Below are 14,496 nucleotides of genomic sequence, written 5' to 3'. Positions count from 1 at the left end.
GCTCGCCGCCGGTGACGGGTGGGCGGCGGCCGACGGTGGCACCACGGGGGGTGCCACCGCCGACGACGCCCACGTCTTCACCGTGCGCACCCGCGCCGAGCTGGTCCGCGCCCTCGACGGGGGCAGCGACACCCCGAAGATCATCAAGGTCGCGGGCACCATCGACGCCAACACCTCCGACGCCGGCCGCCGCCTCGACTGCGACGACTACGCCACCGACGGCTACGACCTGCGGAAGTACCTCGCCGCGTACGACCCGCGCACCTGGGGCTCCGCGAAGCCCGGCGGACCGCAGGAGGAGGCCCGGCAGGCGTCGGCCGCGCGCCAGGCCGAGCGGATCGAGCTGCCCGTCGGGTCGAACACCACGATCGTCGGCCTCGGCGACAAGGCCGTCCTCAAGGGCGCGAGCCTCCAGGTCGAGGACGCGGACAACGTGATCGTCCGCAACCTCGAACTCCGCGACGCCTATGACTGCTTCCCCGTCTGGCAGCCGAACACGGGCGGCCTCGGCGACTGGAAGACCGCGTACGACAACATCTGGCTGCGCGGCGCCACCCATGTGTGGATCGACCACGTCACCCTCTCCGACAAGGGCCACCTCGACGAGGACGAGCCCACGTACTACGGCCGCAACTTCCTCCGCCACGACGGCCTGCTGGACATCACCAACGCCTCCGACCTGGTCACCGTCTCCTGGAGCCGGTTCGCCGACCACGACAAGGCGATGCTCGTCGGCAACGGCGACACCGCCACCGGAGACCGCGGGAAACTGCGCGTCACCCTGCACCACAATGAGTTCGACACGGTCGTGCAGCGCGCGCCCCGCGTCCGCTTCGGACAGGTGCACCTCTACAACAACCGGTACGTCGTCCCCGAGGACGCCCACGACTACCGCTACTCGCTCGGCGTCTCCACCGAGTCCGCCGTGTACGCCGAGAACAACGCCTTCCACACCCCCGGCCACGTCGAGGTCGCCGACCTGGTGAAGAGCTGGAACGGCACGGCCCTCCACCAGACGGGCACGCTCTTCAACGGCTACCCGGTGGACCTGCTGGCCATCCACAACGCGTACAACTCCGGCAGCGAGCGCGACCTGACGGCCGACGTCGGCTGGACGCCCACGCTGCACGGCGAGATCGACAGCGCCCGGCGGGCGGACCGCGAGGTCGCCCGGGACGCGGGCGCCGGGAGGCTCCGATGACCGCGTACACCACCCCGCTGCCCGTGGTCCTCGCGGGCGCCCGCGGGCACGGCCGCTGGCACCTGGCCAACATCCGCCGCCTGGCGGAGCAGGGCCTCGTACGGCTCGCCGGGATCTGCGAGCTGACGCCGCTGACCGCCGAGGAGCTCGGCGACGGCCTCGGCACGCCCGAGCAGTCCTCCGACCTCGGCGCCCTGCTGGACACCACGGGTGCCGCGGTCGCCGTGATCTGCACCCCGATCCCCACCCACACCGACCTCGCGCTGACCGCCGCCGCACGGGGCGTGCACCTGCTGCTGGAGAAACCGCCGGCGCCGTCGTACGCGGAGTTCGAGCGGATGGCGGACGGGGTCGCGGCGGCCGGGGTCGCCTGCCAGATCGGCTTCCAGTCGCTCGGCTCGCACGCCCTGCCCGCGATCCGGCGGCTGCTCGCCGAGGGCGTGATCGGCGAGGTCACCGGCGTCGGCGGGGCCGGGGCGTGGGCCCGCGACGAGGCGTACTTCCGGCGGGCGCCCTGGGCGGGCCGGCGCCGGCTGGACGGCGTCGACGTGATCGACGGCGCGCTGACCAACCCCCTCGCGCACGCTGTCGCCACCGCCCTCGCCCTCGACGGGTCCGTCCGCGCCGAGGACGTCGCGGGCATCGAGACCGAACTGCTGCACGCCAACGCCATCGAATCCGACGACACCTCCTGCGTACGGATCACCACGGCGGCCGGCGGCCGGATCACCGTCGCCGCCACCCTGTGCGCCGAGCACCCCGGTGAGCCGTACGTCGTCGTGCACGGCACCAGCGGCCGGATCACCCTGTACTACAAACAGGACCGCGTGCTCGTGCAGCGCGCCGGCCACGGTCCCGAGGAGTACGAGCACGGCCGCACGGATCTGCTGGAGAACCTGGTCCAGCACCTGACCGACGGCACCGAGCTGCTGGTCCCGCCCGCCACGACCGGCGCCTTCATGCAGGTCGTCGAGGCGATCCGGCGGGCCCCCGACCCGGCCGCGCTGCCGGAGGACGCCTGGCGCCACGAGCCGGGCCGGGCGCGCCGCGTCGTCCCCGGCATCGACGCCCTGGTGGCCGGGGCCGCCGACACCCTCGCCCTCTACTCCGAGCTGGGCGCCGCCTGGGCGCGCCCGGAGAAGGTGAGCACCGGATGACCGTCGTCCTGCACGTCGCGGGCCGCCCGGTCGGCCGCTACACCACCCGGCCCGACCTGCCGCCCACCGCCTCCCCTCGCCCCTACCTGCACCCGGTCACCACCCTGGCGGGCACCGCCGTCACCGAGCTGGCGCCCGCCGACCACCTGCACCACCTCGGCGTCGGTGTCGCCGTTCCCGACGTCGAGGGGCACAACTTCTGGGGCGGGCGCACCTTCGTCCGCGGCCGGGGCCCGACCGAGCTCGACAACCACGGCACCCAGCGGCACACCGCCTTCCAGCTCTGCGACCCGGACGGCTTCGTGGAGGAGCTGCGGTGGGCGGTGGCGGGCGGCGAGCTGCTGCGGGAGCGCCGCACCGTCGCGGCCATCGAACTCGGCGGCTCCGCCTGGGCGCTGGACTTCACCTTCTCCCTCACCAACATCACCGAGGACCCGCTGACGATCGGCAGTCCGGCCACCAACGGGCGCCCCGGCGCGGCCTACGGCGGCTTCTTCTGGCGCGCCCGCAAGGAGGACACCGTGCCGCGCGTGTTCACCCCCGGCCGCGAGGGCGAATCGGTCGTCCACGGCACCCGGGCCGACTGGGTCGCCCTCGCCGGCTCGGACTGGACCCTCGTCTTCTCCGGGGCCACCGACGAGACCCGTGAGGACCCGTGGTTCGTGCGGGCCGCGGAGTACCCGGGCGTCGGCTCCTCCCTCGCGCACGAGGAGCGGCTGCCGATCGAACCCGGCGACACCCTCGTACGGCGGATCGTGACCGTCGTCGCCGACGGCGTCCTCGACCGGGACGAGGCGGCGGCGCTGGTGCGGAAGGCGGTGCACCCGTGAGCACGTCACCCACGTCCGGAGCGGCCGCGTTCAGCGCCGACCTCGGCGACGGCACGTACCGCAACCCGGTCCTCGACGCGGACTGGTCCGACCCCGACGTCGTCCGCGTCGGCGAGGACTTCTACCTGACCGCGTCCAGTTTCGGCCGCGCCCCGGGACTGCCGCTGCTGCACTCCCGCGACCTGGTCAACTGGACCCTCGTCGGGCACGCCCTCCAGCGGCTGGAGCCCGCCGCCGAGTTCCGCGTGCCCCGGCACGACTGCGGGGTGTGGGCGCCGTCGCTGCGCCACCACGACGACCGATTCTGGATCTTCTGGGGCGATCCGGACCACGGTATCTTCCAGATCAACGCACCGGAGATCCGCGGCCCGTGGACCCGGCCGCACATGGTCAAGGCGGGCAAGGGGCTCATCGACGCCTGCCCGCTGTGGGACGAGGACACCGGCGAGGCCTACCTCGTGCACGCCTGGGCCAGGTCCCGCTCCGGCATCAAGAACCGCCTGACCGGGCACCGGATGCGCCCGGACGGCACCGGACTGCTCGACGAGGGCCAGGTGATCGTGGACGGGGACCGCATCCCGGGCTGGTTCACGCTCGAAGGCCCGAAGCTGTACCGCCACGACGGCTGGTTCTGGATCCTCGCGCCCGCCGGCGGCGTGGAGACCGGCTGGCAGGGCGCCTTCCGCGCACGGTCGTTCTTCGGCCCGTACGAGGAGCGGATCGTCCTGGAGCAGGGCGACACCGACGTCAACGGGCCCCACCAGGGCGGCTGGGTGCGCACGGCGGCCGGCGAGGACTGGTTCGTCCACTTCCAGCAGCGGGGCGCGCACGGGCGGGTCGTCCACCTCCAGCCGGTGCGCTGGGACGGCGGTGGGGGAGGCTGGCCGGTGATGGGCGACGAGGGCACCCCCGTGGCCGTGCACCGCAAGCCGGCCCTCCCGCCGCAGCCCCCGGCCGCGCCCGCCACCGACGACGACTTCCCCGGCGGGCGGTACGGCCGCCAGTGGCAGTGGACCGCCAATCCCGGTGACGGCTGGGCCACCCAGCACTCCACCGACGGACTCCGTCTGACCTGCGTACGGACCGCCGACGCGGACGACCCGCGCAAGCTGCCGAACGTGCTCACCCAGCGGCTGCCCGGCATCCCCGTCACCGTCGACGTGGAGCTGCGGCTGGACAGCGCGGAGCCCGGCGCGAAGGCCGGACTCGTCGTCCTCGGCGACGCGTTCTGCTGGATTGGGCTGGAGCGGGGCGAGGACGGGACCGTACGGCTCGTGCACCGGTTCGGGGAGTCCGTCGCCGAGCGGGAGCGGGACGCCGCTCCCGCGCGCCCGGCGCCCGAGGGGCGCGTCCTGCTGCGGATCGAGTCCGGCGCCGGGGCGCGCTGCCGCTTCTCGTACGACACCGGGGACGGCCCGCAGCCCTCGGGCCAGGTCTTCGCCGCCACGCCCTGGCGCTGGGTCGGCGCCCTGCTCGGCCTGTTCGCGACCGCGCCCACCGGCGGGGGGCACGCCGGGTCGGCCACGTTCACCCGGTTCCGCGTCACCGCGGTCCCGAAACTCCCCCCTGCCCCGCCCCCCACGTGACGCACGCCCCACGCACCACAGCCCGCCCGGTTTCCCCCACACCGTCCCACCCCTCGTTGGATCCAGAAGAAGAGAGCCGACCAATGAAGATCAGCATTCTCCGGAGCAGCCGAGGCACGCGCCGCACACCGGCCGCCGTCACCCTGGGCGCCGCCCTCGCGCTGACCCTCACCGCCTGCGGTGACGACGGCAGCGGCACGGCCGGTGACGAGGGCGCCGAAGGCAGCGGCACCGGCAAGATCGTTTTCTGGGACAACAACGGCGGTGTGCGCACCGACGTCTGGAAGGAGATCATCGCCGAGTTCGAGAAGGCGAACCCGGACATCGAGGTCGACTACGTCGGTATCGCGGCGACCGAGTACCAGTCCAAGGTCGACACCTCCATCCAGGGCGGCGGGCTGCCGGACGTCGGCGGCGTCGGCGCGGCCATGGCCGCCGGCTTCGCGGCCCAGGACGCCCTGGAACCGCTGCAGGACCGGCTCGCCGGGTCCCCGCTCGACGGCAAGCTCAACGAGAGCATGCTCGAGTCGCTGAAGTCGGCCGGCGGTTCCGACTCCGACCTCTACTCGATACCGACCTCCGCCAACAACGGCGTGCTCTACTACCGCACCGACCTGTTCGAGGCGGAGGGCCTGGAGGAGCCGACCACCTGGGAGCGGTTCTACGAGGCGGCCGAGAAGCTCACCGACGCCAAGAACAACGCCTTCGGCTACACGATCCGCGGCGGCGCGGGCTCCATCGCGCAGGCGCTGGACGCGATCTACGGGCAGTCCGGGATCACCTCGTTCTGGGACGAGGCGGGGGAGAAGACGACCCTGAACGACCCCGAGAACGTCGAGGCCCTGGAGAAGTACGCGGCCCTCTACAAGAAGACCACCCCCTCCGCCGACCTCAACAACGACTTCACCAAGATGGTCGCCCAGTGGGACTCGGGCACCATCGGCATGCTCAACCACAACCTGGGCTCGTACCAGGACCACGTGAACGCGGTCGGCACCGACAAGTTCCGCGGCATCCCGCAGCCGACCGGTCCCGGCGGCAAGCGGGTCCAGGTCTCCAACCCGGTCGACGGCCTCGGCATCTACAAGAGCTCCAAGAACAAGGAGGCCGCCTGGAAGTTCATCGAGTTCGCCTCGTCGCCCGAGCAGAACTCGAAGTTCAACGAGTCGGCGGGCCAGGTCCCGGCGAACAACGAGGCCGCCAAGGACGACTGGATCACCAAGGCCGAGCCGACCAAGCTCGCCGCGGAGGCCCTCAACGACGGCTCCACCACCATCGTCCAGCTCCCGTACTACCTGCCGGACTGGAACACCCTGTCCAAGACCGACAACGAGCCCAACTTCCAGAAGGTCCTGCTCGGAGACATGAGCGCCAAGGACTTCCTGGACACGATGGCCGGCCAGCTGAACGAGGCGCAGGCGGAGTGGAACGAGCGCAAGCAGTAGCGCTCCCCCGTCCGGTTCGGGTACAGCCCCCGCGCCCCTGTCAGGGGCGCGGGGCCCGCCCTCCCCGAAAGGCACACCGCCGTGTCACTCACCCGCAGACAGGTCACCACCGCGGCCCTGGCCGCCGTCCCCCTCGCCGTCGCGGCGGCGCCCTCCGCGACCGCCTGGTCCGCGCGCGGTCCCCGGCGCCTGTATCTCGCCGGTGACTCCACCGCCGCCCAGAAGCACGCCGACGCGGCCCCCGAGACCGGCTGGGGCATGGCCCTGCCGTTCTTCCTGGGCCACGGCGTCCGGGTCGCCAACCACGCGGTGAACGGCCGCAGTTCGAAGAGCTTCGTCGACGAGGGGCGGCTGGACGCGATCCTGGCCGCGATCCGCCCCGGCGACCTCCTCCTCGTCCAGTTCGGCCACAACGACTCCAAGGCCGAGGACCCCACCCGCTACACCGAACCCTGGACGACGTACCAGGACACCTTGCGCCGGTACGTCGACGGCGCCCGCGCCCGCGGCGCCCGGCCCGTGCTCGCCACCTCGGTCGAGCGCCGGCGGTTCGCCGCGGACGGCACCGCGGTGCGCACCCACGGCGCGTACCCGGCGGCGATGCGCGCCCTCGCCGCCGAGGAGGGCGTCGCGCTGCTCGACATCGAGGCGCTGTCCCTCGCGCTGTGGCAGGAACTCGGCGTGGAGGAGACCAAGAAGTACTTCAACTGGACCGCCACCGAGCAGGACAACACCCACTTCAACCCGCCCGGCGGGATCGCCGTGGCCCGGCTCGTCGCGCGGGAGCTGCTGCGCCGCCGCGTCCTCGCGCCCCGCGACGTGCGGCGCCTGGAGGACACGGTCCCCGAGTCGTGGATCACCTGGCCCGAGGCGTAAGGCCGTAGCGCCGTCACCCCGAGAACCCGTATCGACCGAAAGGGACGTCACCTCATGCGCACCCGCACCTGGCATGCACCTGCCATGACCCGCACCACCGCCCTCGTCGGCTGCACCGCCCTCGTCCTCGCCGTCACCGCCACCACCGCCTCCGCCCACGGTCCCTCCCGCGACCTCGCCCGGCAGACCCTCGCCGCGAAGGACGGCTGGGCCGCCGAGGGCGCCGGCACCACGGGCGGGGCGGCCGCCACCGTTGAGCACGTGTACACGGTCACCACCTGGGCCCAGTTCAAGGCCGCGCTCGCCGCCGGCGGGAACGCCTCGAAGATCGTCAGGATCAAGGGCACGATCGACCCGGTCGCGGAAGGCTGCGACGCGTTCGAGGCCGAGGGCTACGACTTCGACGCCTACCTGGAGAAGTACTCTCCGGAGAACTGGGGCCTGGACGAGGACCTCTCCGCCGAGCCCGCCGACAGCCCCGAGGGCCTGCGCGCGGCCTCCGCCGCCGCCCAGGACAAGGCCATCAAGGTCAACGTCCCCTCCAACACCACCATCGTCGGCGTCGGCAGAGACGCCGGCATCAGAGGCGGCAGCCTCCAGATCAGGGACGCGGACAACGTCATCGTCCGCAACCTCACCATCGAGGCGCCGCTGGACTGCTTCCCCCAGTGGGACCCGACCGACGGCGACAGCGGCGCCTGGAACTCCGAGTACGACGCGGTCGTCGTCTACGGCTCCACCCACGTGTGGATCGACCACAACACGCTCACCGACGGCCGCTACCCCGACAGCACCCTCCCCACCCACTTCGGCCAGACCTACCAGCAGCACGACGGCCTGCTCGACATCGTGCGCGGCGCCAACTACGTGACGGCGTCCTGGAACTCGTTCGAGAACCACGACAAGACCATCCTCATCGGCAACAGCGACAGCGCCTCCGCCACCGACGCCGGCAAGCTCAAGGTCACCCTCCACCACAACCGCTTCAAGGGCATCGTGGAGCGCGCGCCGCGCGTCCGCTTCGGCCAGGTCGACACGTACAACAACCACTACGTCGTCACCAAGGGCCAGAAGTACGGCTACTCCCTCGGCGTCGGCATCTCCTCGCAGCTGTACGCCGAGAAGAACGCCTTCTCCCTCCCGGCCGGCACCAGCCCCGCCGCGACGCTGAAGAAGTGGAGCGAGGCCCCGCTCACCGCCGAGGACAACCTCGTCAACGGCAAGCGCACGGACCTGATCGCCGTCCACAACGCGGAGAAGCCGGCGGAGGCCCTCCAGTCCGGTGCCGGCTGGAAGCCCGTGCTGCGCACGAAGGTCGACAACCCGCTCCTCGTGCCGCTGGTCGTCGGCCTGGGCGCGGGCGCCGGAAAGGTGCGGTGACCGTGCGGCGTCCCGCCCTGAGCAGGAGGTCGTTCGTCGGCGCGGGCGCCGGAGCCGTCGTGCTCGGACCGGGGCCGGGGCTCACCGCCCCGGCCCGGGCCCACGGGCGTTCCCCCTTCGGCCGCTACGGCTCCCCGCGCGCCCGCCTGACCCCGCGCACCCTGTACGTCCACCCGGGTGGCCGCGGCGACCACACCACCGTCCAGGCGGCCGTGGACGTGGCCGGCAGCGGATACACGCTGGTCATCGCGCCCGGCACCTACCGGGAGACGGTGGCCGTCGACACCGCCCGCACGGAGCTGACCTGGCTCGGTGCCTCGGACGACGCCCGCGACGTGACGGTCGTGTACGACAACGCGGCCGGCACCCCCAGGCCCGACGGTTCGGGCACCTACGGCACCAGCGGCTCGGCCACCACCACCGTGCAGGCCGACGGGTTCACGGCCCGGCACGTCACCTTCGCCAACGACTGGCTGCGCGCCGACCACCCCGGCGTCAGCGGCACGCAGGCGGTCGCGATCAAGGTGCAGGGCGACCGGTCGGCGTTCCACCACTGCCGGTTCCTCGGCCACCAGGACACCCTGTACGCCGACACGAGGGCGCTCGGCACCTTCGCCCGGCAGTACTTCGCGCACTGCTACGCGGAGGGCGACGTGGACTTCGTGTTCGGACGGGCCACCGCCGTGTACGAACACTGTCACTTCCGCACCCTGATCCGTACGGACCTGACCGGCGCCCCGTACGGCTTCGTGTTCGCGCCGTCCACCGCGGGCGCCAACCCGCGCGGCTACCTGGTGACGCACAGCCGGGTGACCAGCGAGGCCCCGGACGGCTACTACAAGCTGGCCCGCCCCTGGGTGCCCAGCTCGGACACGACCGCCCGCCCGATGCTGACCGTGCGCGAGAGCCGCCTCGGCCCCGGCATCGACGCGGTGGCGCCGTACACGAACATGGCGTCGGGCCACCCCTGGCAGGACCAGCGGTTCGCCGAGTACCGCAACACGGGACCGGGCGCGGCCGTCACCGTCCCGGAGGACCGGCCGCAGCTGACGCACGCGGAGGCGAGGGCCCACACCCGGGAGGCGTACCTCGGCGACTGGACTCCCTGGTACTCCCGGCACTCCTGGCACTCCCGGAAGGACCGCTGAGGCGCCGTGCGCGACAACCTCCCTCCCTTCCACCCGCTGCTCAAGGACGAGCTCCGCTTCCCGCTCGCCTGGGGCACCTCCCCGATCCGGGACTTCGGGGAGTGGCGGCGGACGGCGCGCGCCACGGTCGAGGAGCACCTCCTCGCCGGGCCGGAGGACGACACGCCGTTCGACCCGGAGTTCGGCGGCGAGCGGTCGGAGGCGGCGGACGGGTACACGCGCGAACTGGTGCACGTCTCGCTCACCCGGTACGGCCGGGTGAGCGGGGCCCTCCTCACCCCGCACGGCAGCGGCCCCTTCCCGGCCGTCCTCCTCCTGCACGACCACGGCGGGAGGTTCGACATCGGTAAGGAGAAGTGCGTCCGGCCCTGGTACGGGGGCGAGCCCCGGCTCGCCTCCGCGCGGAGCTGGGCCGGCCGGTGCTTCGGCGGGCGGTTCGTCGGCGACGAACTCGCCCGGCGCGGCTACGTCGTCCTCGCCCTGGACGCGCTCGGCTGGGGCGAGCGGGGACCGGTCGCGTACGAGCAGCAGCAGGCCCTGGCGAGCAACCTGTACTTCCTGGGTTCCTCGCCCGCCGGGCTCATGGCCAGGGAGGACGTGCGCGCCGCGGCCTTCCTGGCCGGTCTGGAGAGGGTGGACGGGGATCGGGTCGCGGCCCTCGGGTTCTCCCTGGGCGGCTACCGCGCCTGGCAGACGGCCGCGCTCAGCGACGACGTCGCCGCGGCGGCGAGCATCTGCTGGATGACGGGCGTCAAGGAGGCGCTGGTACCGGGGAACAACCTCCTGCGCGGCCAGTCCGCCTACTGGATGCTGCACCCCGGACTCTCCCGCCACCTCGACTTCCCCGACGTGGCGAGCATCGCGGCACCCCGGCCGATGCTTTTCCACCACGGCGCCCGGGACATCCTCGCCTCCGCCGAGGGTGTCCGGGTCGCGTACGAGAGGATGCGCGCCGTCTGGCGTTCGCAGCACGCGGAGGAGCGGCTGGTCACCAGGGTCCGGCCGGAGGCCGGTCACGTCTTCGACGTGCCCGTGCAGGACGAGGTCTTCGCCTGGCTGGACGGCGTGCTGAGGATGTGACGGCCCGTCAGTGCGTGTGCCGTACCGGCCGGATCGACTCGAGCGTCGGCACCACCGGCAGGATCGTTCCGTCGGCCGCGAACTCCATGCGGTCGATCGTGGTCTCCCGGTGCGTGCCGTCGCCGCCCGGCCGGCCGGGGCCGTTCAGCGCGAACCGGTGGTAGACGATGTACCAGTCGTCGGTGCCCGGCACGTTCACCGCCGAGTGGTGGCCGGTGGCCTTGATGCCGTACTCGGGCCGCTTGGACAGGATGACGCCCCGCTTGGTCCACGGGCCGAGCGGGGACGGTCCGGTGGCGTACGCGACCTGGTAGTTCTCGCTGCGGGTGTCGTCCTCGGACCACATGAAGTAATAGGTGCCCCTCCGTTCGATCACGAAGGCACCCTCGCGGAAGTCCTCCGGGGTGATGTCCTTCAGTCGGGTCGCGTCGAAGGACACCATGTCGTCGTTCAGCGGCACGACGTACGCGTTGCCGTTGCCCCAGTACAGGTACGACTGCCCGTCGTCGTCGGTGAAGACCGCCGGGTCGATCATCTGGCCGCCCGGGTAGTCGGTCCTGCCGATCAGCGGCTTGCCCAGGGCGTCCCGGAACGGGCCGGCGGGGGAGTCGGCGACCGCGACGCCGATCTGCTGCTCCGCACAGAAGTAGAACCAGTACTTCCCGTCGCGCTCGGCGATCGCCGGGGCCCAGGCGTGCCGGTCGGCCCAGGACACGTCCGGCCCCAGGTCGAGGACGACGCCGTGGTCCGTCCAGTGGACGAGGTCCTTCGACGAGAACGCCTTGAACCGCGTGCCGCCCCAGCCCGCGAAGCCGTCGGTCGTCGGGTAGACCCAGTAGCGGCCGTCCATGTACCGGACGTCCGGGTCGGCGTACAGGCCGGGCAGGACCGGGCTGCGGGTGGGCACCGCCTCGACCGTCCAGGTGCGCCGCGTCCGGTCCGCCGCCGTCACCGTGTACGACTGCGGCTCGCGGAAGTCGCGCGGCGTACCGGAGACCGGGCTCACCTTCGCGCCCTCGCCGGCCCACAGCTCCGGGGCGAGCCGCCGCAGGTCGGCCTCCGGCTCCATCGGCAGGACGACCTTGGCGGACTCCTCGGTGACGACCGCGTACCCCCTTTGGCCGCGCGCCGTGGCGTCCACGAGCGAGGTGGGGCTCACCGGGTACGCGGCCAGCAGCCGGTCGTACTCCTCCTGCGTCACCGGGATCACCGTGCCGTGCCGCGGGCTCGCGGGCAGTTGGTGGTCCTCCGACACCGTCCACTCGCCCGAGTCCAGGTCCGTCGTCTCGAACGGCACGTAGCCGCGGCCCCCGTACTCGTCGATGAACAGGTACCACTTGTCCTCGGTGTTCGACTTGAACACCGTGGGGCCCTCACCGCGCTCCAGGGCACCGCCGCCGATGCAGTCCGCGACGAACTCGTACGAGGTGTCGGTGAGCGAGGTGGCCTTCTCGCCGGTGATGAACTTCGAGCAGGGACTGGAGGAACCGGGGTTCCGCTCGTCCTTGGTGTAGCGGTAGTACGTGCCCTCGTGCGCCACGACCGTCGAGTCGATCACCGAGTAGCCGGGGTCGCTCCAGACCCGCGGCTCGCTGAAGGTGCGGAAGTCCTGGGTGGTGGCGTACATCATCCGGTTGTACGAGGAGCCGGTGTGGTCCGGGTCGTCGTCGGCGTACAGCTTGGACGCCCAGAAGACGACGTACGCGTCGAGCTCGTCGTCCCAGTGGGCCTCGGGCGCCCAGGTGTTGCCCGCGTTCCCGGCGGAGACCTCGACCAGGCGCTGGTCGGTCCAGTTCACGAGGTCCGTGGAGTCCCAGACCATGATCGACCTGCTGCCGTGCCGCTGGACCTCGTCCCAGCTGCCGCTGGAGCCCTGGTACATGCGCAGGTCGGTCGCGAGCATGTGGAACCGGTCGCCCTCGGGGGAGCGGATCACGAACGGGTCGCGGAGGCCCTTCTCGCCGGTGGTGGAGGCGAGCACCGGTCTGCCCGCGTTGAGCTCGCGCCAGTGCAGGGCGTCGTTGCCGCGGCTCAGGGCGTAGCGGATCTGCTCGCCGTCGGCCGTGCCCTCGCCCGTGAAATAGGCGAAGAGGTATCCGGCGTACGGTGAGCCAGCGGTGCGGCGCATGACACGTCCTGTGTGAGTCTGGTGGTTTCTGTTGGGTGCAATCCCTCGGAGTGTCGCCAGCGGGGCACGGTGCGTCAATCGATGGGCGGCAGACCGGCGGGGCGAAAATTTTCGAACCTTTCGCGGGTTTCACGGCAACCTCCCCGGACGCGGCGGCGACGAGGAGACACTGGCCGGCATCCGCGGCGACCACTGGACCGCCCGGCCTCTGTCGGCTGTCCAGGCGGTTTTCGGCACGTGTGTACGGGTGCGACGGGTGTGGCCGGTGGCGGAGCCCTCGGCCGGTGGTGTCTCGTGAGCTGCCGAGGCGGTGGACGGCGCGGGCGTGGGCGGAGGTGACCCGGGATGAGCGGTACGGCGGGGCTGACCGCGGCGGGGTCGGAGGCACGTGTCCCGGAACAGGGCGGCTCACTGGAGTGGGCGGGGGAGCTGCTGGTGCCCGCGCTGCGCGAGGCGGTGGCGGAACTGCCGGAACCCGAACGGCTGATCGAGGGCTACCACCGCGGCTGGCACCCGGCGGACGGACGGCCCCCGTCCCCGGCTGCGGAGCCGGGCGGGCGGCCGGGCGGCAAGGCGGTACGGCCGGCCCTGGTCTTCCTCGCGGCCAGGGCGGTGGGCGGCACGGCGGAGTGCGCGGTGCCGGGGGCCGTCGCCGTGGAGCTCGTGCACGACTTCTCGCTGCTGCACGACGACGTGATCGACGGGGACCCGCTGCGGCGGCACCGCCCCGCGGCCTGGACGGTCTACGGCACCCCGGCGGCCGTGCTGGCGGGCGACGCACTGCTGGTGGTCGCCCTGCGGACGCTGTCCGCCGTGCCCGGGGTGCGGGGCGCCGCGGCGCTGCGGGAACTGGTGGCGACACTGGCCGACCTCATGCGCGGGCAGAGCCAGGACGTCGCCTTCGAACGGGAGGAGCGGGTCGGGGCCCGCGACTACCTGGCCATGGCGGAGGGCAAGACGGGTGCGCTGATGGGCGGGGCCTGCGCGCTGGGCGCGGTGCTGGCGGGGGCGGACGAGCGCCGGGTCGCCGCCCTGCGGGAGTTCGGTCGGCGCCTCGGCGTGGCGTTCCAGTGCGCCGACGACCTGCTGGCGATCTGGGGCGACAGCCGGCGCAGCGGGAAACCCGTCGGCGCGGACCTCGCCGCCCGGAAGAAGTCCCTGCCGGTGGTGGTGGCACTGGCCGACGACGGCGCGGCCGGCCGCGGACTGGCGGAGCTGTACGGGCGGCCCGGACCGCTGGACGCGGCCGCCGTCGCGGCGGCGGCGCGGCTGGTGGAGGAGGCCGGGGGCCGGGCGGCCACGGAGCGGGAGGCACAGCGGCAGGTCACGGCCGCCCTGCGGGCGCTGGCGGGCGCCCGGCCGGCGCCGGAGGCGTACCGGCAGCTGCACGCGGTGGCACAGGCGATGACCCGGCGCGACCGCTGAATACGGCGCCGCCGACCGTACTCCCGTACGGTCGCGGCGCCCTGCTCAGCGATCCTGGCGGCCCGAGACGCCGAACGGCAGACCGGCGCCGGTGCCGTCGCCGCGCCGTGGCACCTCGAACGGGCCGAAGTCGATCGGGCTCTTGGGGCGGCCCTGCTGGTGGGAGTACGGGACGTCGCCGCCCCCGTCGCCGGGCGGCGGGTAGGCCGACGCGGCCGGGGCGCCGGCCACGGCGAGCGC

The 14,496-nt window shown here is 72.9% G+C and carries 12 protein-coding genes; 10 read left to right on the top strand and 2 right to left on the bottom strand.

Features of this window, described 5'->3' with window-relative positions; genetic code table 11:
* The 9 genes from UW392_RS26025 to UW392_RS25985 all read left to right on the top strand — a co-directional run.
* Positions 1-1,201 (top strand): pectate lyase (locus tag UW392_RS26025; RefSeq protein ID WP_320777554.1); only part of this gene is annotated, 1,201 nt, incomplete at its 5' end.
* On the top strand, positions 1,198-2,358 hold the full coding sequence (locus UW392_RS26020) for a Gfo/Idh/MocA family oxidoreductase (RefSeq protein ID WP_320777553.1): 1,161 nt from the start codon (positions 1,198-1,200) through the stop codon (positions 2,356-2,358). The genes UW392_RS26025 and UW392_RS26020, both read left to right, overlap by 4 nt.
* Positions 2,355-3,188, top strand: a complete 834-nt coding sequence (locus UW392_RS26015; protein ID WP_320777552.1) for a PmoA family protein — start codon at positions 2,355-2,357, stop codon at positions 3,186-3,188. The genes UW392_RS26020 and UW392_RS26015 overlap by 4 nt, the downstream gene beginning before the upstream one ends.
* Positions 3,185-4,774 carry a glycoside hydrolase 43 family protein gene (locus UW392_RS26010; RefSeq protein WP_320777551.1) on the top strand — a complete coding sequence of 530 codons (1,590 nt, stop codon included), beginning with the start codon at positions 3,185-3,187 and terminating at the stop codon, positions 4,772-4,774. Before UW392_RS26015 ends, UW392_RS26010 begins: the two co-directional genes overlap by 4 nt.
* Positions 4,775-4,857: 83 nt before the next feature.
* Positions 4,858-6,219, top strand: coding sequence for a sugar ABC transporter substrate-binding protein (locus UW392_RS26005; protein WP_320777550.1), 1,362 nt, complete (start codon positions 4,858-4,860; stop codon positions 6,217-6,219).
* Positions 6,220-6,300: 81 nt separating this feature from the next.
* A complete protein-coding gene (locus UW392_RS26000) occupies positions 6,301-7,095 on the top strand; it encodes a rhamnogalacturonan acetylesterase (protein WP_320777549.1) in 795 nt (264 codons plus the stop codon).
* A gap of 54 nt (positions 7,096-7,149) precedes the next feature.
* Positions 7,150-8,475, top strand: coding sequence for a pectate lyase (locus UW392_RS25995; RefSeq protein ID WP_320777548.1), 1,326 nt, complete (start codon positions 7,150-7,152; stop codon positions 8,473-8,475).
* 2 nt (positions 8,476-8,477) lie between these two features.
* Positions 8,478-9,623 (top strand): pectinesterase family protein, encoded by a 1,146-nt coding sequence (locus UW392_RS25990; RefSeq protein ID WP_320777547.1) that lies wholly within the window; start codon positions 8,478-8,480, stop codon positions 9,621-9,623.
* Between the two features lie 6 nt (positions 9,624-9,629).
* A complete protein-coding gene (locus tag UW392_RS25985; protein ID WP_320777546.1) occupies positions 9,630-10,703 on the top strand; it encodes a dienelactone hydrolase family protein in 1,074 nt (357 codons plus the stop codon).
* 7 nt (positions 10,704-10,710) lie between these two features.
* On the opposite strand, the gene UW392_RS25980 is transcribed toward UW392_RS25985, so the two are convergent.
* Positions 10,711-12,831, bottom strand: coding sequence for a family 43 glycosylhydrolase (locus UW392_RS25980; protein WP_320777545.1), 2,121 nt, complete (start codon positions 12,829-12,831; stop codon positions 10,711-10,713).
* A 345-nt stretch (positions 12,832-13,176) separates the two neighbouring features.
* Here UW392_RS25980 and UW392_RS25975 point away from each other — a divergent pair, with 345 nt between their 5' ends.
* Positions 13,177-14,256, top strand: coding sequence for a polyprenyl synthetase family protein (locus UW392_RS25975; protein ID WP_320777544.1), 1,080 nt, complete (start codon positions 13,177-13,179; stop codon positions 14,254-14,256).
* A 45-nt stretch (positions 14,257-14,301) separates the two neighbouring features.
* On the opposite strand, the gene UW392_RS25970 is transcribed toward UW392_RS25975, so the two are convergent.
* Positions 14,302-14,496 (bottom strand): hypothetical protein (locus UW392_RS25970; RefSeq protein WP_320777543.1); only part of this gene is annotated, 195 nt, incomplete at its 5' end.

The organism is Streptomyces sp. CRN 30 (assembly GCF_034105845.1).
Note: the sequence above shows the minus strand (reverse complement) of the source record. Positions and strands in the feature narration are given on the sequence as shown.

What these genes read in the sequence shown, in the direction of transcription:
- UW392_RS26020 (WP_320777553.1), top strand. Translation starts at nt 1,198, where the DNA reads ATGACCGCGTACACCACCCCGCTGCCCGTGGTCCTCGCGGGCGCCCGC.
- UW392_RS26015 (WP_320777552.1), top strand. Translation starts at nt 2,355, where the DNA reads ATGACCGTCGTCCTGCACGTCGCGGGCCGCCCGGTCGGCCGCTACACC.
- UW392_RS26005 (WP_320777550.1), top strand. Translation starts at nt 4,858, where the DNA reads ATGAAGATCAGCATTCTCCGGAGCAGCCGAGGCACGCGCCGCACACCG.
- UW392_RS25995 (WP_320777548.1), top strand. Translation starts at nt 7,150, where the DNA reads ATGCGCACCCGCACCTGGCATGCACCTGCCATGACCCGCACCACCGCC.
- UW392_RS25980 (WP_320777545.1), bottom strand. Translation starts at nt 12,831, where the DNA reads ATGCGCCGCACCGCTGGCTCACCGTACGCCGGATACCTCTTCGCCTAT.
- UW392_RS25975 (WP_320777544.1), top strand. Translation starts at nt 13,177, where the DNA reads ATGAGCGGTACGGCGGGGCTGACCGCGGCGGGGTCGGAGGCACGTGTC.